This is a genomic window from Desulfoluna sp., from assembly GCF_030145185.1.
Lineage (GTDB): Bacteria > Desulfobacterota > Desulfobacteria > Desulfobacterales > Desulfolunaceae > Desulfoluna.
The window spans coordinates 63375-81055 of sequence record NZ_JAQYWB010000004.1 but is presented as its reverse complement, the minus strand read 5'-3'; the positions used below and the strand labels follow the sequence as shown (position 1 = coordinate 81055).

Below are 17681 nucleotides of genomic sequence, written 5' to 3'. Positions count from 1 at the left end.
TCACCCACATCTTCAGAGTAACATCCACCATGACACTGCAACCCGACTACGAACGCTGCCTCGACACCCTGTACAAGCTTGGCCGTTTTGGCATCATCCTGGGCTTGGATACCATGAAGGGCATCCTGAGCCGCCTGGACAATCCAGAAAAAAAATTCACGGTCATCCACATCTCAGGGACCAACGGAAAGGGCTCTGTGGCGTCCTACCTGACCCGAATTCTCTCCCTCTCCGGCTATCGCACGGGCCTCTACACCTCTCCTCACCTCGTACGATTCAACGAGCGCATCCAAGTCGACGGCGAGATGATCACCGACGACGAGGTGGTCGCCAGCTACAACCGGATAGAGGCCGCCAACAGTGGAGAACGATCCGGCACCTTCTTTGAGCTCACCACGGCCATGGCCTTTGACCTCTTTGCAGAAAAAAAGGTGGAGATAGCTGTCATCGAAACCGGCATGGGTGGACGCCTGGATGCCACCAATCTCGTCACCCCGGCTCTCTCCATCATCACCAACATCTCCCTGGAGCACAAAGCCCACCTGGGTGATACCATCGCAAAAATTGCCTATGAAAAAGCCGGTATCATTAAAGAGGGAGTCCCCGCCATTATCGGTGTGCGTCAGGCCAGCGCCATCGGTGTGGTAGAAGAGACGGCCCGGGAATTAAACGCCCCCCTCCTCAGACTGGGACGTGATATCCATCTCCGACGGTCAAAAAATGGATTCAGTTGCCGGTGCGAAGACACGGCCATCAGCAACCTCTCGACCGCCCTGCTCGGGAAACATCAGGTGGACAACGCGGCCCTTGCCGTGGCAGCCTGCACGGTCCTGCGGCGGGACACCGCCTTTAAGATTTCTGATGAGTCGATTCGAAAAGGCCTGGCCACCACCTCCTGGCCCGGACGCTTAGAACGCGTCGCCAACGCCCCCGAAACCATCATCGATGGCGCCCACAACCCCGCCGCCATTAAGGTCTTGGTGGCCTACCTTGAAGAGGAACAAAAAGGCAGAGACATCACGCTGATCACCGGCATCTTAGATGACAAAGCCTACCAGAAGATGTTTGCCAGCCTGCTGCCCTTCTGCCGACGTGTTATTCTTGTGGAAGCTCAGACCGATCGAAGCCTTGACCCGGAGACCATGCGAGCCGACGCCCTCAGATACCTCCAGGATGTCTCCGTCATTCGCCCCATTGACCAGGCCATCACCGCGGCCCGCACCTCGGCATGGGAGAATGAACTGATCCTCGTCGCAGGATCCCTATACGTGGCCGGAGAGGCACGGGCAGCAATCCTCGGACGTTAGGACGCAGATAAAATGGAGTGCGTGTCCTCTTCGCCCCCGGATCCGACCACACGCTTATAGATGGAGTCAGGCACCCGAAGAAGTGAGGCCACCTGATCCATCAGCGCCATCTTTTTTTCAGAGGCCTGCCCATCTGCATGGGCCACCCGAAAGGCCGATTCCAAAATCAGTCGTTTCTCCGCATTGGTCAGGTAAGGAACAATGGCCCGGAGTCGGTCCCCCAAGGCGTCCTTTTCTGCGAGAAGCTGCTGTATTTCGGCGTGAATGGATTCGGAACAAACCTCCTGCCCCGTCACCTCCGCCACGATCCGCGACACAACCGACATCTCCAGCCGCGACTCATCCGCCTCCATCATCAGCATCAACACGGCCACCAGAGCCGGTTTCAACCCATCCCGTGAAACTGAAGGGCTGAAGGCCGTTACCTCTCTCCCGAAAACCCCGCCACAAAGGGGACACTTCACCAACCCGGAATTCAGAGCACGCCGATAAACCGGGATCCAGAGAAGGCGTGTCACCGTGACCGTTGTCACCACCAGACACGCCACGGTCTGACGGCACCCAGGACAATAAAAGGTCCCTCGAGCCTTGTAGCTGTGCCTCTCATCTCTCCGCAATAGAAAGTTCACCGTCGCCTTTACCCCTTCCCAGAATGGATCCCGGTTCGTTTCAACAATTCACTGACCTCCCCTTCCGAGAGATGACGCCATTGCCCCGGCTTCAGCTGCCCCAGACGAATATTGGCCATACGAATCCTCTTCAGAGTCACCACCTCATGCCCCACCTCGTGCGCCATCCGACGAATCTGCCGGTTTTTCCCCTCCTGGAGCACCATGGTGTAACTCACCTCATCCTGGCGTCGAATCTTGCAGGGACGCGTCATCCCCTCCTTTAACCTGATCCCTGCTTCCATGCGCGCAAGGGCCGCAGGTGAAAGCGGGGCCGCCACCCGCACCCGGTACTCCTTCTCATGATCAAAGGAAGGATGGGAGAGCTTGTGATGAATCCGCCCGTCATTGGTTAAAATAAGGAGTCCCGAGGAGTCCTGGTCCAATCGGCCGACGGGAAAAACCCGCTCCGGCACATCCACCAGGTCCGTGACGACCTTCGCGTCTCCGTGATGACAGGAGGTGATCACCCCCACCGGTTTGTGAAGCAGAAGGTACACCCGCTTCTCCTCAGCACGAATTTCCCGACCTTTCACACAGACACGATCCGAGTTCGGATCCACTCGGGTTCCGAGTTCCGTCACCACCCGATGGTTCACGGTCACCGCACCGTCTATGATTAGCGTTTCGGCGGCTCGCCTGGAACAGACCCCTGCATGGGCCAGATATTTCTGCAGACGTACCCCCTGATTTTCAGTCACAACACCTTCTCCTTCCAAAGAGCGGTTGAATCCGCCCCGTTTCTTCTATATACATGAGTGCGTGGCCTGCGCCACGTGACAACCCGAAAACAAAGGGGCCGAAGCCAGACCGGCAAGCCCCCCCACATATGTACAGGAAACCTTAAAAATGTTCAATCAATCCGACACACACGGAGAATGCCCTCAATGCGGCAGACCCCTTGATATCCAGCGTTCCTGAAAAAGCGTTACCTTCCGTTGCAGGTCCTGCAACGCCAGCTTTCGCCCTGAAAAACTCCAGGAACTCATCGATGAAGCCTTTGAACGGAAAATGGCCTGTGTGCCCATCGACCGCATCTGATATGGAAACGACCTTCAAACTCACCATTGAATATTGTGGCACGCCCTATGCGGGCTGGCAGATCCAACCCGACCAGCCAACCGTACAGCAGACCATTCAGGAGGCGCTCAGCCGGATGGTCACCCGGCCCGTCACCGTCATCGCCTCTGGACGAACCGATGCCGGAGTCCATGCCGTGGCCCAGGTCGCGCATTTCAAAACAAAGACCGCCATCCCTGCAGAAAAGTTTCAAGACGCCCTGAACCGGATGCTCCCACCCGGCATTACCATCCACGCGTGTCAGAAGGTGGCCGACACCTTCCACGCCCGATTCGGAGCCAGACGGAAGCGGTACACCTACCGGATCATCAACCGTCCCGAGGCCCCCGCCGTGGCCCACGACACCTTCTGGCACATCCGCAACCCCCTTGATGTGGCCGCCATGAAAAAGGCGGCTGCGCACCTTGTGGGCACCCATGATTTCAAGGCCTTTGAAGGCGCAGGGAGCCCACGGGCCACCACCGTCAGAACCGTTTCAGAAGCCTGTATTCACGACCACGGCCAAGGGCTCGTTACCCTGACCTTTTGTGGTAGCGGTTTTCTTAAATTCATGGTGAGAAACCTTGCGGGCACTCTGGTGGATGTGGGACTGTCCCGCACCTCTCCGGAAGCGTTCAAGGGCATCCTGGACTCCTGCAAACGGAAAAATGCCGGCCCCACAGCCCCGCCACAGGGACTCTTCCTCGTCCGCGTGGAATACGAGGACGTGCCCCACGCCCCAAGGCAATTCACCGATTCCCCCCTCTACCCGGCCGGCCTCTGGCTGGGACCCTGTTAGGAGAAACACCCATGAAAAACACATACCGAGGCGTTGTCTTTGATCTGGACGGCACGCTCATCGACTCATTGGAAGAGATCGCCACCGCCACCAACCACACCCTGGAAGGGTCCGGTCTCCCCCCCCACCCGAGGGACGCCTACAAATACTTTGCAGGCCATGGCGCCCGGGTCCTGATGGAGCGGGCCGCCCCGAAGGAGGTGGTCTCAGATCCCGAGCAATTCGAGCCCCTGCTGGAGCGATTCCTGGCATACTATCATCAGCTGACCGGAACCATCGCCCGCCCCTACGATGGCATCCCAGAAATGCTGACGGCCTTGACGAACAGGGGACTCAAACTCTTTGTCCTGACCAACAAGCCCCATGAATCCGCCGGGGAATGTGTGACAGAACTCATGCCTGACTGGACCTTCACCCAGATTCTTGGCGCCCGGGACAACGTCCCCAAAAAGCCCGATCCCACCGGGGCCATCGAACTCCTCGACACAACGGGGATCAAAGGCGAAGAGATGCTCTACCTGGGCGACACCGCCGTGGACATGAAAACCGCCTCCGGGGCCGGCATGGTCCCTGTGGGTGTTCTCTGGGGCTTCCGGGAGAGAGAAGAGCTGGAACAAAGCGGCGCACGCCACCTCATCGCCCACCCCCTGGAGCTGCTCGACCTGCTGTAAAAGCGTCCTTCGACGGACATCTCAACCTGCTTTCGAGGTATTTTCGCCTAAGTGGCTTTGCCAGACTTGCCGCAGGAAGGGTTTTTGCGGGGGCTGAGCCCTTACAAAACCAAAAAACAAAAAAGGGAGATTGCGTCCAAGCCCGCGCAATCTCCCTTTCCTAAATCGACCCCACCGACTCACCCGAAGAATTAGCCCCGGGTACTTTTCATCCGCTCCACCTGGTGGTTATAGGTGGCAATCACATCACGGCGGTCAAGCATACCGATCAGAATGCCGGAGTCGCGCTCCCGGACCACGGGCAGGCTGTCGATGTTCTTCTGGGTGAACTTTTGAAGCACGGTGTTCAGATCCTCCGAGGGTGTGGTGGTGATAATCTCCGTGGTGGCGATGTCCCGCATCACGATCAAATGCTCCACCTCTTTAAGGAAGATCACGCTTCGGATATCCGTGGAGGAGAAAATGCCCACCAGCCGTTCCGCTTTATTCATCACGGGAAAATAGTGCTGCTTGGTCTCTGAGAAAAACCGTTTAAACGCCAGAAATCCCATCTCTTCGTGGACATGGGGGACCTGTTTTACCGCGGGGAGGAGATCCTTCACCCGAATTTTCTGGAGAATATCCACCATAAACTCTCCTTCATGGGCCGGGGAGTCCACCTTGGTCTGCACCTGATTTTTAAAAATCGTAAAATTTTGTCCCAACAGAAAACAGATCGAGCAGACCAGGAGACTGGGCAGCAGAAGATGATAGGAATTGGTCATCTCACTGACAAAAATAATGGTGGAGATCGGTGTATTGGAGACGGCCGTAAAAAAACCGGCCATACCGACAATCACGAAGGCACCGGGAGCGGTAACGATCCCCGGCATGATGGCATGAAAAATCTGTCCCACCACGCCGCCCATGGCACCGCCAATAACGATGGATGGCCCGAACACGCCACCGCTCCCCCCGGATGCAATAGAAAAAGAGGTGGTAAAGATCTTGCCGATGGCAAGGGTCAGGAGCATGGTGATGGGAAGCCCCGTGGTCAGGGCGGTCTGGATAAATCCATAACCAAAGGCAAGGGTATGGGCAAAAAAGAATCCGATGATCCCCGTGCAAAGCCCCCCTATGGCCGGCTTCAGGTGATTGGGAATCCCTGTCAGGCTTTTAAACAGCTTTTCCGTGCCATAGAACACCTTGACATAGAACCAGCCGGTGGCGACCAGTACCCCGGCGAGGACCAGATACGGCCCCAACTCCAGGGGGTTCCTGAAAAGGAAATCCGGCGATTCAAAAAGGGAGCCCCAGCCAAAGACCAGGCAGTAAACGCAGTAAGCCACCACCGACGAGATCCCCGCCGGGATGATGACGTCCGATTCAAACTCGGGGTCCCGGTAAAGCACCTCCGAGGCAAAAAGGGCCCCTGCCAGGGGGGCACGAAAAATACTGCCGACCCCGGCACCGATCCCGGCGGCCATCATGATACGCCGTTCTCGATCAGAAAGGTTCAAGCGGGTGGCCAGAAAAGAGGCAAAGCCGGCCCCAATCTGTGCGATGGGGCCTTCCCGTCCACCGGAACCACCGGTCGTCAGCGTCAAGGTGGAGGCGATGGTTTTTATGATGGGGACCCGGCTTCGGATGAACCCGCCTTTGTTGTGATAGGCGTCAATGGCCGCATCGGTGCCATGGCCTTCTGCCTCCGGGGCAAAGGTATAAACCAGCCAGCCGCTGACGAGGCCGCCCAGGGCAGGGAGAAAAAGCAGAATCCACCGGTTGAACGGTCGGGTGGTGGGGACCAGCAGATGATGTTCACCGGCTGGAGGGGTGGGACGATACCCGGCCATAAAATCCATAAAATAATGAATTCCCAACTGGCACAGGTAGTGAAAGAGGACGGATCCGCAACCGGCAATAAGACCAATGATGATAAAGTAAGAAAACCACTTACCGGCGTTGTAGATTCCTTTCCGCCCCCTCGCCCCTTTGGTCAGCAAGACCATAACTACTCCAATGGAAATTCAAATGTGCCGCCCTCTACCCCAAACAGGCAAAGGACTTTCAGAGAACCCGGCGGGCCATTCTGTGATGAACAGCCCGCCGGGTTTGAACAAAAGAACCCGAATCAACCGGCGAGATCCTGAACCCCTTTATAAATGGTATCAAAGAGTTCACGAATATCTTGGATATCAATACAGGAAAAGGCCACCCGAAGGTCGGTCTCACCCAGAGAGATAAGCCCCACCCCATACGTATCGAGGAGGTGAATGCGAAGGGTTTCCGCATCGGTGTTCGTCAGGCGAATACACATAAAGTACCCGGAGTTAAAGGGATAGACGCTCCAGGCATCGGCGTAGCGGGGGTCCATGGACACCTCACCGACTTTGTTGGCACGGGCCTTGAGAATCTCGCCTTTGGCTTCCTTTGACTCCTGATAACCCGGTGTCTGCATCGCCTTGAGAACAATGGACTGGCTCAGGTGTGAGGCGTTGGAGATGCTCCCGCGAACCGCACCGGCCGTCTTCTTCTCCAGGGCATCGTAAATGGCGGCCTGGTTGTCACAGGCGGAAATACCGTAGGTGAGGAAACCCACGCGGAGCCCCCAGACATAATCTTCTTTGGTGGCACCGTCCATCTTGACCGCCACCAAACGCTCGTGACGACCGGTCAGAAGAGAAAAAATAGACTCCTTGAGCACCTCTTCTTCGTAGAAAAGCCCAAAGTAAGCGTCGTCGGTGACGGCAACCACATTCGTCCCGCCCTTGGCCACGTCCTCCAGAATATCGACGATGCGGGCCGCTTCGGTCCGGGTGACCGTGTAACCGGTGGGGTTTAAGGGAAAGTTAAGGAGCACGATGATCTTATCGCGCCTGGCCGCCTCCTCGGTCACCTTTGCCTGAAAGGCATCCAGATTGAATCCCCCCTCCTCGGTAAAAAGGGAGAACTTGGACAGGGTGGCCCCTTTTCTAACCGAGAGGATCAAGTTGTAGTTACCCCACATCATGTCCGGAAGAATCACCACATCCCCGGGATCGATCCAGACGTCAGCCATCACGCTAATGGCATGGGTGATGCCGCAGGTCACCACGGGCAGACTCACCTCTTTGCCGGAAAGTGAAGGGTTCTTTTCATACATCGCCTCTTTCCAGGCTTTACGAAGACCGGGAATACCGAAAGAGGGCGCATACGTCAGGCTGTTTTCCGGTAACAGCCCATCAACAGACTCCATGATGGACGGAAGATGCATGATGCCACCCTCTTCCTTGGCAATGCCGATGGTGCCATTGATCCGGTGCGCTTTCAATTTCGCTTCCGCAGACTGACTTAAAATTCCCTTGGGAAAAAAGAGATTTTTACCAATCTCTGACAGCATCTCAATCAGATAACCGTTCCCCCGCTCCATCTCTTTATTCAGCTGTCTGGCGATTTCGTTCATGGATCATGCTCCTTAAATCTGTGTCGGTTCAACACATCCGGCTGTGAACTGAGCCCCAGCCTTATATAAGTATCATGCGGCAAGGTGCCGCCCCTGTCCTCTTGATAAATGCCCGAAAAAAAACCCCCGTCATTGAACCACAAAGGTATAAAAACGGGGGTTTTGAATCGTCCTAAAGGGCGCATCTATGATCTGTTCTGTATCGACACGATACGCTATCTTCCCCCACGCTTGGACGCTTTGATGGGGTTAACTTTTTGTTTTTTCTCAACAACCACGTTCTTCACGTGGGTGGCAAGATTGCAGTTACCGGTTTTCCAGCGTGCTTCAGGGTCCGGTGCGGACATGCAGTATTTTTCAGAAGCGAACTCACCTACACGGTTGCAACCTTCGCACTTTTCGATGATGGGTTTACAAACGCCGCCCTCATAAGAGCAACCGCTTTTGGTCATGAAAGGGCAATCGCTGCCATTTCGAACTGTTGTACAAATCATTGGATATACTCCCCATATCACAGATTTTGGCCAGAAGGCCGACTCATGGTATCTCAATAGATCAAAATTAAACCAAATATTTATAAAGAAATGGCACCCATTTGTCAAATTCAAATTCACCGGCCCACGGAAAAACCATCCCGAGGGCTGAGCCCTTGATGGGGGTACCCGCTGGACAAACCCAAAAAAACGAAAGACCGCCGACCCGACGGAGGACCATATTTAAGAGGTGTTCCCTACAACAACCGCCGGCTTTTTCCCTTGATCTTTGACCCGTATGATGCCACTTACCAGTAAATAATAAACGCACCGACACCATATCATCCATGGTAAATAAATACGAGGATATGAAGGATAAACCCATGAATCGAATTGAACAGGCCTCTGAGGTCATCCGTACAGAAGCCGACGCCCTCCTTAACCTGATCCAGAAAATTGACGACAACTTCACCCAGGCCGTCACGGCAATCCTTGAAAGTACGGGCCGCGTGATCATCACCGGCATCGGCAAATCCGGACACATCGGCCGCAAGATCGCCGCCACCATGAGCAGCACCGGCACCCGCGCCGTCTACATGCACCCGGTGGAGGCCATGCACGGAGACTTAGGCATGGTGGACCCGAGGGACGTGGTTATCGCCATTTCCAACAGCGGCGAGACCCTTGAGCTCAACCACCTCATCCCCAGCATAAAAGCCATGGGATGCACCGTTGTGGCCTTCACAGGCAACCCACATTCTGCGCTGGGCACACTGGCGGATCTGGTTATCGACACGGGCGTGGAAAAAGAGGCGTGCCCCCTGGGCCTGGCCCCCACCTCAAGCACCACCGCCCAGCTGGCCATGGGAGATGCTCTCTCTGTGGTGCTCATCAATGCCAAGGGATTCCAGTCCGACGACTTTAAAAAATTTCACCCGGGCGGAGCTCTGGGACAGCGGCTCTCCCTTCAGGTGTCCGAAATGATGGTCACCGGAGAGGCCGTCCCCCTGGTGAGCGTCTCCGCCACGGTAGGCGAAACCTTAGCCGTCCTGGACGCCCAGCGCCTGGGGGCCGTCTTTGTCACCGATGAAGAGGGGATCCTTACCGGCCTTCTCTCCGATGGAGATGTCCGACACCTCCTTGCCGTGAAAGGCTGTGACATGAGCCGCCCCGTCTCCGAGGTCATGACCGAATCCCCCCGCTCGGTATCCACCACTGCGCCGGCATACGACGCCTTGAACCTGATGGAGTCCCATCAGATCACCGTCCTGCCCGCCACCGATGAAAAAGGGCGCGTCAAAGGCCTTCTTCATCTTCATGATATCCTCGGCAAGGGGGCCTTTCGGTTCAACGGACGCTGAGCCCACCCCAGATCGTTCTTTACCGGTGCCCCCGCTTTTTCTGCGGGGCCGCCGCCACATCATGATGGGAGTGATTATGAAATTTGAACAGATCGACACCACCATCCAAACCCTTGGTGAAGCCAAAATTCAATCCCCCCTTCTGCAAACCGCAGATGGCGGAGGCGGGACCTACTTCGTCGACGACGATGAACGAATCCTCCTTCACGTCAACGAAAAAGCAGTGGCCGAGTTAAAGGCCAAGAAGATCCCCGCCCCTGCCTTTGAATCCGCCGGGCCCAGACGTAAAATCTTCTTCGACCCCAGCAAACTCCGATGCGCCTTAGTGACCTGTGGCGGCCTCTGCCCGGGCCTCAACGACATCATCCGCTCCGTGGTTCTGGAACTCCATCACCGATACGGCGTCAAAAATATCTGCGGCATCCGCCACGGCCTCCAGGGATTCATCCCCAAATACGGCCACAACACCGTGGACCTGACCCCGGAAAGCGTGGTGCACATCTTAGACAGCGGGGGCTCCATTCTCGGATCCTCACGTGGCGATCAGGACATTGAAGAGATTGTCGACAGCCTGGAGCGCATGCACATCGGCATCCTTTTTATGATCGGAGGAGACGGCACCCTCGCCGCCGCCTCAAAAATAGCCCATGTCATCAGCAAGCGAGGGCTTAAAATCAGCGTCATCGGTGTACCGAAGACTATTGACAACGACGTCTACCTCGTGGCCCGCTCCTTTGGATTTGACACCGCCGTGGACATCGCCACCCAAGCCATCAGCGGAGCCCACAACGAAGCCGAAGCCTACCCCAACGGCATTGGCCTCATCAAGCTCATGGGCAGGGAATCCGGCTTTTTAGCCGCCACCGCCGCCCTGGCCCGCCAGGATGTCAACTTTGTCCTCATCCCTGAGGTCCCCTTCGACATCGACGGCCCCAACGGCTTCCTGGAAAACCTGGAGAAACGTCTCGTCCACCGGGGACATGCCGTGGTCGTGGTGGCCGAAGGTGCCGGGCAGGGGTTCTTTCAAGGACGGAAAAAGATGCATGACGCCTCTGGAAACGTCAAGCTCTATGACATCGGCCTCCTGCTGAAAGCCAAAATCATGGCCTACTTCAAAGAGAAGGGTTTTCCCGTCAGCCTGAAGTACATCGACCCCAGCTACATCATCCGAAGCCTCCCCGCCAACGCTAACGATCATGTTTTCTGCAGTTTTCTTGGACGCGACGCCGTCCATGCCGGTATGTCGGGAAAGACCAAAATGGTGGTGAGTCACTGGAACAACCACTTCGTCCATGTTCCCATGGACCAGGTGATCACCCAGCGTAAAAAAGTGGACCCCGACGGAAAACTCTGGGCCACGGTCTTAGAGGCCACCGGGCAAAATTCTCTTAAAAATCCAAGCGCATAAAAACCAGCCTCCGGGGTGTCTGGGATACGTCCCTGCACCCCAGATTTGCAGAGGTTTCTCACCCTCCTTCGTGCAGCCTGGAGCCCGAAGGAGCCGTAGCCCCACCCGGCCTTCGGTCGTTGCTAAACAGGCGACTGGCAGGAATCCCTATTCACGACTCACCACGCCCTATTCACTATTCACTATTCACTATTCACTACTCACTACTCACTACTCACTACTCACTACTCACTATTCACCGCCCCTCACCTCGGCACTTCCACAAACCGCCGTTTCTGGCCTTTCAAAAGGGTCAGCGTCTTGTCGGCGTCGCCCGTGGCATCAAAGGAGGTGGACCCGGTGACACCGGGAAAGGCATTCACCGCCAGAAGCGCATCCCGGACCGCACCCCGGGTCGCCGGCGCCTTGTCTGCAAGGAGCCCCAGAACCAGCGAGGCCGAGTCAAAAGCCACCGCTTCAATGTAATCCGGCGTTCGCCCATAGGCGTCCCGGAAGGCCTTAACAAACTGCTGAACCTGCGGGGCACGACTGCGCGCAAAAAAACCACCGGGAAAGATGCTGTGCCCCAGATGACCGGAGACGTCTTTCCGAAGCGCCGCATTGTGCCAGAGATTGGTCCCCAGGGTATACACCCCGCCCAGATCATGGAAGTCCAGCTGCGGAAGAATCAGCTCCAGATTCTTTCCCCCATCCGGAATAAAAATCGCCTCAAAATCGACCACCGCCCCCGACGCTTCCGACCACTCAGCAAGCGTCCGCCCCCAACTCGGCGTCTCATCGCCCGTCACAGGACGGTTATACCAAAGCCCGGTCACCTTCTTAATCACCGAGGAGAAATCGACGGTCTTTGCATCATAGGCCTCCACCCCCCGGACCTCACCCCCGTAACGCGCCACCTCATCCCAAAAGAGATGCATGAATTCCCGGCCATAGGGTTCATCTGGATACAAAATGACAAAATCGTTGATACCCAGCACCTGAAAGGCATAAGACACCACAGAACGCACCTGCATGCGAGGCGTCAGAAAATTCCGAAAGATAAAATCCCCTGAGGCGGTGATCCCCTCTTTTCCTGTCATGGCAATCATGGGGACGCCTCGCAGCTGGGCTTCTGCCGTGGCTGCCTCCACATTCCCCACCGGCCCCAAAATGGTAGAGGCTCCCACCTCCACAAGCTCTCGAACCGCCTGGCGTGTCATCTCATCATCCGACCCGGTGTCACGGAAAATCAGCTGAAAATCATCCAGCCCCCGCGACGCGGCAACCGTTTGAAAAGCCAGCTCGATGCCCTCCTTTGCCTGCCTGCCATAATCAGCATAACGACCGGTAAAGGGGAGAAGACACCCCAGCACCTTCGGATTAAAATGCGACTGACTCAAAAGCTCACGAAACGCCACCGCCTCTTCTCGAACGGGGTGCTCGAGGTAAAGAGATAAAAAATCATTCGCGCCCTGGAGCGCCTCATCCACCTGCCCCCCTTCGGCCAGCGCCTTCATGCGCTGCAGCAGCAGATACCCCCGCTTCTCCTTCCCATGGGTCCGTGAAAGCATCTCCTGGGTTTCAGCCAGGGTGAGACCCACCACCGTCTTGCGAAGACGCGCCACCACGCTCCTGCGCTCGGAAGGCAAGACCATATCACAGGCAGTAAAGTACGCCCCGACGGCGTCAACACGATCACCCAGGGCAAGATACGCATCCCCCATGATGGCATACTTACGCACGCGATAGTCAGGCGGTGAAAGGGTGTCCGGGATCTGCACCCCTTTTCGTATCACCCCGATAAAATCGCCCATGCGGTAGGATAGATTCAGAGATTCCACCAAAGCAACCGACACAAAAGGGCTCTTCGGGTACTCCGATGAGACCCGTGCCAGGGCCGCCTCCGCATCGCTGAAGGCCTTCATGGAACCATAAATCATCCCCTGCTTTAAAAGGGCAGCAGCGGCCACGTGACTTTCGGGGAAGCGATTCACCAGCTCGCCATACAAGGCCAACGCCTGGTCAACGTGGTGAGCACTGAAGGCCTCCTCCGCCCGAACAAAGAGTTGTTCGTCCGCAGGCAATGCCATCTCCGGCCGGACCCCCTTCTGCCCGCAACCGGCAAAACAAAAAAGGCACACCGCCAGGCAAAGTACCCGGCCCCCTCTTTTCATAAACGCGATCTCTGTTGCCATACCCTGTGGCCATCCTTATATAAGGGATTCTTCAAATGATAAATTCATCAACCGCCGACACAAGCCCTGCCCTGTCCCCAGGATCCAGCCAGACCATCTCTGAGTCGGCCCGAAACCATGTGAGCTGGCGCTTGGCAAACCGCCGGGTATCTCGCTTGAGAAGACGAATCGTCTCTTCCCAGGACACCCCGTCTTCAAGGTGCTCCACCATGTGACGATACCCGATGGACCCCATGGATTTCAACCCTCGGTGGTACCCCCGGGCCAGGAGTCCCCTCACCTCATCGAGCAGCCCCTCTTCCACCATCAAATCCACACGCCGATTGATGCGATCATAAAGCACCTCACGATCCGAAAAAAGACATATTTTCAAGGCATCATAGCGAGACTCAGCAAAACCGTGCTCCGTGTGATGGGTACTGAAAGGCTTACCTGTCGCCTCAAACACCGACAGAGCACGGACAATCCGCACCGAATCCTGGTCGCTGATCCGGGCGGCATAGACCGGGTCAACAGAAGCGAGTCGGGTATAAAGCGATGCCGGACCCTCCGCTTCGGCTTCCTCCGTCAAACGCGCAGTAATCGCCTTGTCCGAAGGAATGGCCGCAGAGAGGCCATGGAGCAGGGCTTTCACATAAAGACCAGTCCCCCCCGCCACCACGGGAAGCACCCCTTTCCCTGCAAGGGCCTCAATCACCCCATCGGCCTGAGCGGCAAAAAGCGCCGCATCAAAATGCTCATCCGGGTCCACCACATCAATCATATGGTGAGGGGCAAGTCGCTGTTCCTCCGCCGTGGGTTTGGCCGTGCCGACATCCATTTGACGATAAACCTGCATGGAATCCGCCCCGACAACTGCCCCCCTGAACCGTCTGCAAACCTCTATTGCGGCAGAAGTTTTTCCTACACCGGTCGGTCCGCTAATTATGATAATTTTTCTTTTCATACCAGTAAATAATGTAAACCTGTCTGAACGGATTCATCCCGGTATAAGGCGTCGTTCCACGTTGAAACGACGCAGCCTCACCAAGTATTTAGTCCCTTAATATATAAATATAATTCTGTTGACAACACCCAATATAGCGGGTAGTAAGTGTATTTGCTCATTTTATCTTGAATATAAGGTAGGATAGCTTCGGGTTAATACGCCCGTTAATTATGGTAATATAACTTTTCAGGTTTATTTGGAATATTTTGTAACACTGCAAGGCCATTCGCATTAATTCGGATGCGCCTGCGCACCATTCAACAGGAGAAAGAAGCCATGTCTAAGGATGTAATCGGATCCGTGATGGTCATCGGGGGGGGTATCGCCGGTATGCAGACTGCCCTGGATCTGGCCGATTCAGGTTATTATGTATACCTGGTCGAAAAAGGGGCCTCCATTGGCGGTGTCATGTCCCAGCTGGACAAGACGTTCCCGACCAACGACTGTGCAATGTGAATTATTTCACCCAAACTGGTCGAGGTCGGCCGGCATCTAAACATTGAGTTAAAAACACTTTCTGACGTGATTGACATTCAGGGCGACGCAGGTAATTTTGAAGTTACCATCAACGAGAGACCCCGATACGTCGATGAATCTAAATGTATCGCCTGTGGTCTTTGTGCCGAAAAATGTCCCAAAAAGGTCATGGACCCTTACAACGCAAACCTGGTGAAGCGCAAAGCCATCTACGTCGAGTACGACCAGGCAGTGCCGCTTAAGTACGCCATTGATCCTACCCAGTGTATCAAGCTGACCAAGGACAAGTGCGGCAACTGCGCCAAGGTCTGTCCCACCGGCGCCATCGATTACACGATGACAGCCAAAGAGACCAAACTGAACGTCGGCTCCGTGGTCCTTGCCACTGGCTTCAAGCCTTTTGATCCTTCCATTTTTGATACCTATCAGTATACCAAGTTTCCCAACGTTGTGACATCCCTTGAGTACGAACGTATCCTCTCTGCCTCAGGCCCCACCCAGGGTCACCTGACCCGCCGGAGCAAGGATGGCGGTGAACCTAAGAAGATCGCCTGGTTCCAGTGCATCGGCTCACGAGACGTTAACCGCTGCGAAAATGGCCACTGCTCCAGCGTCTGCTGTATGTACGCCATCAAAGAAGCGGTCATGTCCAAGGAACACAACGGGGACGATCTGGATTGCGCCATCTTTTTTATGGACATGCGTACTCCGGGTAAAGACTTCGAAGAATACTACGAAAAAAGTAAAAAACTTGGCGTCCGATTCGTCCGAAGCCGGGTTCATACCATCAACGCTATTCCCGAAACTGACGACCTGGAAGTCCGTTATGTTACCGAAGACGGCCGGATTGAAACCGAAGTCTTTGGTATGATCGTGCTTTCCATCGGCCTTCAGGCGGACCCTGAGACCGTCGAGTTAGCCAAGAAGCTGGGCATTGAGCTCACAGCCAGCAACTTTGCTGCCACCTCAGCGTTCAACCCCGTGGCCACAAGCCGCGAAGGAATCTTTGTCTGCGGCGCCTTCCAGGGTCCCAAAGACATTCCCGAGTCCATTGTTGACGCCAGCGCCGCAGCCGCCGCAGCCGGTGAAGCCATTGCCTCGGCTCGAAACACCCTGACCAAGGAAGCCGAAGTCATCACCCAGCTTGATGTAGGGGGTGAACGGCCCAAGATCGGCGTCTTTGTCTGTTCCTGTGGCACCAACATCGCAGGCACCGTCGACGTGGATGCCGTGGCCGAGTACGTCAAGACCCTGCCTTATGTGGAATATGTGGGCAATAACCTCTTCTCCTGCTCTCAGGATACCCAGGATAAGATCGCCCAGACCATCAAGGAACAGGGGCTCAACCGCGTTGTCGTTGCCGCCTGTACACCCAAAACCCACGAAGGCCTTTTCCAGGAAACACTTCTGGCTGCCGGTCTGAACAAGTACCTCTTCGAGATGACCAACATCCGGAACCAGGACTCCTGGGTCCACAAGGATCAGCCCGAAAGAGCCACCGAAAAAGCAAAGGACCTGATTCGCATGTCCGTTGCCAAAGTGGCCCTCTTCCAGCCCCTTGATGAAGCGGAACTTCAGGTCAACCAGACCGCCATGGTTCTGGGTGGCGGCCTTGCCGGTATCACCACGGCACAGAGCCTCTCCAGACAGGGCTACAAAACCCACATCATCGAACGTGATGCCAAACTGGGGGGCCAGGCCAACAGGCTGTACCGCACCTCCACAGGCGAAAATGTTGCAGAGAAACTGGGCGAGCTCATCAGCGAAGTCACCCAAGATGAGAACATCACCGTTCACTTAAACACCACACTGGAAGGCGTGGAAGGCTTCGTAGGCAACTTCGAATCCACCATCGCATCCCAGGGTGAAGAGACGGTGTTCAAGCATGGGGTAGCCGTCATGGCCACCGGTGCTCAGCCCTACACCCCCACCGAATACAGCTACGGCAAGAGCGATCGCATCATCACCAGCCTTGAAATGGACGAAAAATTCATGGCCAACGATCCGATCCTCAATACCGTGAATTCAGCTGTTTTTATCCAGTGCGTCGGCTCCCGTGAGCCCGAGCGTCCCTTTTGCTCACGTGTCTGCTGTACCCACAGCATCGACAACGCCCTGGAGATCAAACGCCGCAATCCGTTAGCCAACGTCTACATCTTGTACCGAGACATTCGGACCTACGGCGAGCGCGAACACCTTTACCGTGAAGCCCGTGAAAAAGGCGTCATATTTATCCGATACGAGGTGGACAACAAACCGGTTGTCTCTGTTCAGGGTGACAAAATCATGATCAAAACCATCGATCATGTTCTCAGGCGCGACATCGAGATTGAAGCAGACCTTCTCTCCCTGGCCACCGCCGTGCTGCCTTATCGTGACGGAAAAATCGCCCAGTTCTTCAAGCTGCCCATGAACGAGAACGGCTTCTTCGTGGAACGCCACGCCAAGCTCGGTCCCAGCGAGTTCGCTACCGACGGTGTGTTCCTCTGCGGGATGGCTCATTATCCGAAGCCCATTGATGAGGCCATTGGCCAGGCCAAGGCGGCGGCGTCCCGCGCCATCACCCTGCTGGCCCGTGAGACCATCCACACCAGCGGCCAGGTCGCTCATGTGGACCCCCTGCTGTGCAGCTCGTGTGGCATCTGTGTCAGTGTCTGCCCTTACTCCGCGCCCTCTTTCATCACCGAAGGACGGAATATCGGCAAGGCCCAGATCAACCCCGTACTCTGCAAAGGCTGCGGGCTCTGTGTCGGCTCCTGTCGCTCCGGTGCCATCCACCACAGAGGCTTCGATAACGACCAGATCATGTCGCAGATCTTTGCCATGAACGAAGCGTAAGGATCCATTCGCACTAAACCTGTTTTTGACCCGTCCT

At 55.8% G+C, this 17681-nt stretch carries 13 protein-coding genes and 1 pseudogene; 7 read left to right on the top strand and 7 right to left on the bottom strand.

Going from position 1 to position 17681, the window contains the following annotated elements; translation table 11 throughout:
* Window positions 1-29: 29 nt before the first annotated feature.
* Window positions 30-1307 (top strand): folylpolyglutamate synthase/dihydrofolate synthase family protein, encoded by a 1278-nt coding sequence (locus tag Q1Q75_RS01935; protein WP_300667326.1) that lies wholly within the window; start codon window positions 30-32, stop codon window positions 1305-1307.
* Here Q1Q75_RS01935 and Q1Q75_RS01930 read toward each other — a convergent pair.
* Both Q1Q75_RS01930 and Q1Q75_RS01925 read right to left on the bottom strand, forming a co-directional pair.
* Complete coding sequence (locus Q1Q75_RS01930) at window positions 1304-1936, bottom strand: TerB family tellurite resistance protein (RefSeq protein WP_300667325.1); 633 nt, start codon at window positions 1934-1936, stop codon at window positions 1304-1306. The two genes, Q1Q75_RS01935 and Q1Q75_RS01930, sit on opposite strands and share 4 nt — an antisense overlap.
* 8 nt (window positions 1937-1944) lie before the next feature.
* On the bottom strand, window positions 1945-2676 hold the full coding sequence (locus tag Q1Q75_RS01925) for a pseudouridine synthase (RefSeq protein WP_300667324.1): 732 nt from the start codon (window positions 2674-2676) through the stop codon (window positions 1945-1947).
* A 277-nt stretch (window positions 2677-2953) separates the two neighbouring features.
* Here Q1Q75_RS01925 and Q1Q75_RS22560 point away from each other — a divergent pair.
* The 3 genes and pseudogenes from Q1Q75_RS22560 to Q1Q75_RS01915 all read left to right on the top strand — a co-directional run.
* A pseudogene (locus Q1Q75_RS22560) lies at window positions 2954-3016 on the top strand (hypothetical protein); the annotation flags it as partial.
* A gap of 1 nt (window position 3017) precedes the next feature.
* The gene (truA, locus tag Q1Q75_RS01920) at window positions 3018-3833 is read left to right on the top strand and encodes a tRNA pseudouridine(38-40) synthase TruA (RefSeq protein WP_366945134.1); all 816 of its coding nucleotides are present in this window, start codon (window positions 3018-3020) and stop codon (window positions 3831-3833) included.
* A gap of 11 nt (window positions 3834-3844) precedes the next feature.
* Window positions 3845-4504: an HAD family hydrolase gene (locus Q1Q75_RS01915; protein WP_300667322.1), complete on the top strand. Its 660-nt coding sequence runs from the start codon at window positions 3845-3847 to the stop codon at window positions 4502-4504.
* Window positions 4505-4695: 191 nt separating this feature from the next.
* Here the strand turns inward: Q1Q75_RS01915 and Q1Q75_RS01910 are convergent, their stop codons facing one another.
* The 3 genes from Q1Q75_RS01910 to Q1Q75_RS01900 form a co-directional block, all read right to left on the bottom strand.
* Complete coding sequence (locus tag Q1Q75_RS01910; protein WP_300667321.1) at window positions 4696-6492, bottom strand: chloride channel protein; 1797 nt, start codon at window positions 6490-6492, stop codon at window positions 4696-4698.
* A gap of 122 nt (window positions 6493-6614) precedes the next feature.
* A complete protein-coding gene (locus Q1Q75_RS01905) occupies window positions 6615-7925 on the bottom strand; it encodes an aminotransferase class I/II-fold pyridoxal phosphate-dependent enzyme (RefSeq protein WP_300667320.1) in 1311 nt (436 codons plus the stop codon).
* Window positions 7926-8140: 215 nt separating this feature from the next.
* Window positions 8141-8419: a PxxKW family cysteine-rich protein gene (locus tag Q1Q75_RS01900; protein ID WP_300667319.1), complete on the bottom strand. Its 279-nt coding sequence runs from the start codon at window positions 8417-8419 to the stop codon at window positions 8141-8143.
* Between the two features lie 362 nt (window positions 8420-8781).
* Between Q1Q75_RS01900 and Q1Q75_RS01895 the strand changes: the two genes are divergently transcribed.
* Both Q1Q75_RS01895 and Q1Q75_RS01890 read left to right on the top strand, forming a co-directional pair.
* Window positions 8782-9759 (top strand): KpsF/GutQ family sugar-phosphate isomerase, encoded by a 978-nt coding sequence (locus Q1Q75_RS01895; RefSeq protein ID WP_300667318.1) that lies wholly within the window; start codon window positions 8782-8784, stop codon window positions 9757-9759.
* 76 nt (window positions 9760-9835) lie between these two features.
* Window positions 9836-11167, top strand: a complete 1332-nt coding sequence (locus Q1Q75_RS01890) for an ATP-dependent 6-phosphofructokinase (RefSeq protein ID WP_300667317.1) — start codon at window positions 9836-9838, stop codon at window positions 11165-11167.
* A gap of 245 nt (window positions 11168-11412) precedes the next feature.
* Here the strand turns inward: Q1Q75_RS01890 and Q1Q75_RS01885 are convergent, their stop codons facing one another.
* Together Q1Q75_RS01885 and miaA are read right to left on the bottom strand one after the other, a co-directional pair.
* Complete coding sequence (locus tag Q1Q75_RS01885; RefSeq protein ID WP_300667316.1) at window positions 11413-13341, bottom strand: penicillin-binding protein activator; 1929 nt, start codon at window positions 13339-13341, stop codon at window positions 11413-11415.
* Between the two features lie 31 nt (window positions 13342-13372).
* On the bottom strand, window positions 13373-14287 hold the full coding sequence (gene miaA, locus Q1Q75_RS01880; RefSeq protein WP_300667315.1) for a tRNA (adenosine(37)-N6)-dimethylallyltransferase MiaA: 915 nt from the start codon (window positions 14285-14287) through the stop codon (window positions 13373-13375).
* Window positions 14288-14605: 318 nt separating this feature from the next.
* Here miaA and Q1Q75_RS01875 point away from each other — a divergent pair, with 318 nt between their 5' ends.
* Window positions 14606-17644 (top strand): CoB--CoM heterodisulfide reductase iron-sulfur subunit A family protein, encoded by a 3039-nt coding sequence (locus Q1Q75_RS01875; RefSeq protein WP_300667314.1) that lies wholly within the window; start codon window positions 14606-14608, stop codon window positions 17642-17644.
* Window positions 17645-17681: the final 37 nt, after the last annotated feature.

Excerpts from the sequence above, each read along its gene's own strand:
- Q1Q75_RS01905 (WP_300667320.1), bottom strand. The coding sequence starts at position 7,925 with ATGAACGAAATCGCCAGACAGCTGAATAAAGAGATGGAGCGGGGGAAC.
- Q1Q75_RS01910 (WP_300667321.1), bottom strand. The coding sequence starts at position 6,492 with ATGGTCTTGCTGACCAAAGGGGCGAGGGGGCGGAAAGGAATCTACAAC.
- Q1Q75_RS01935 (WP_300667326.1), top strand. The coding sequence starts at position 30 with ATGACACTGCAACCCGACTACGAACGCTGCCTCGACACCCTGTACAAG.
- truA (WP_366945134.1), top strand. The coding sequence starts at position 3,018 with ATGGAAACGACCTTCAAACTCACCATTGAATATTGTGGCACGCCCTAT.
- Q1Q75_RS01885 (WP_300667316.1), bottom strand. The coding sequence starts at position 13,341 with ATGGCAACAGAGATCGCGTTTATGAAAAGAGGGGGCCGGGTACTTTGC.
- miaA (WP_300667315.1), bottom strand. The coding sequence starts at position 14,287 with ATGAAAAGAAAAATTATCATAATTAGCGGACCGACCGGTGTAGGAAAA.
- Q1Q75_RS01890 (WP_300667317.1), top strand. The coding sequence starts at position 9,836 with ATGAAATTTGAACAGATCGACACCACCATCCAAACCCTTGGTGAAGCC.
- Q1Q75_RS01900 (WP_300667319.1), bottom strand. The coding sequence starts at position 8,419 with ATGATTTGTACAACAGTTCGAAATGGCAGCGATTGCCCTTTCATGACC.
- Q1Q75_RS01895 (WP_300667318.1), top strand. The coding sequence starts at position 8,782 with ATGAATCGAATTGAACAGGCCTCTGAGGTCATCCGTACAGAAGCCGAC.
- Q1Q75_RS01915 (WP_300667322.1), top strand. The coding sequence starts at position 3,845 with ATGAAAAACACATACCGAGGCGTTGTCTTTGATCTGGACGGCACGCTC.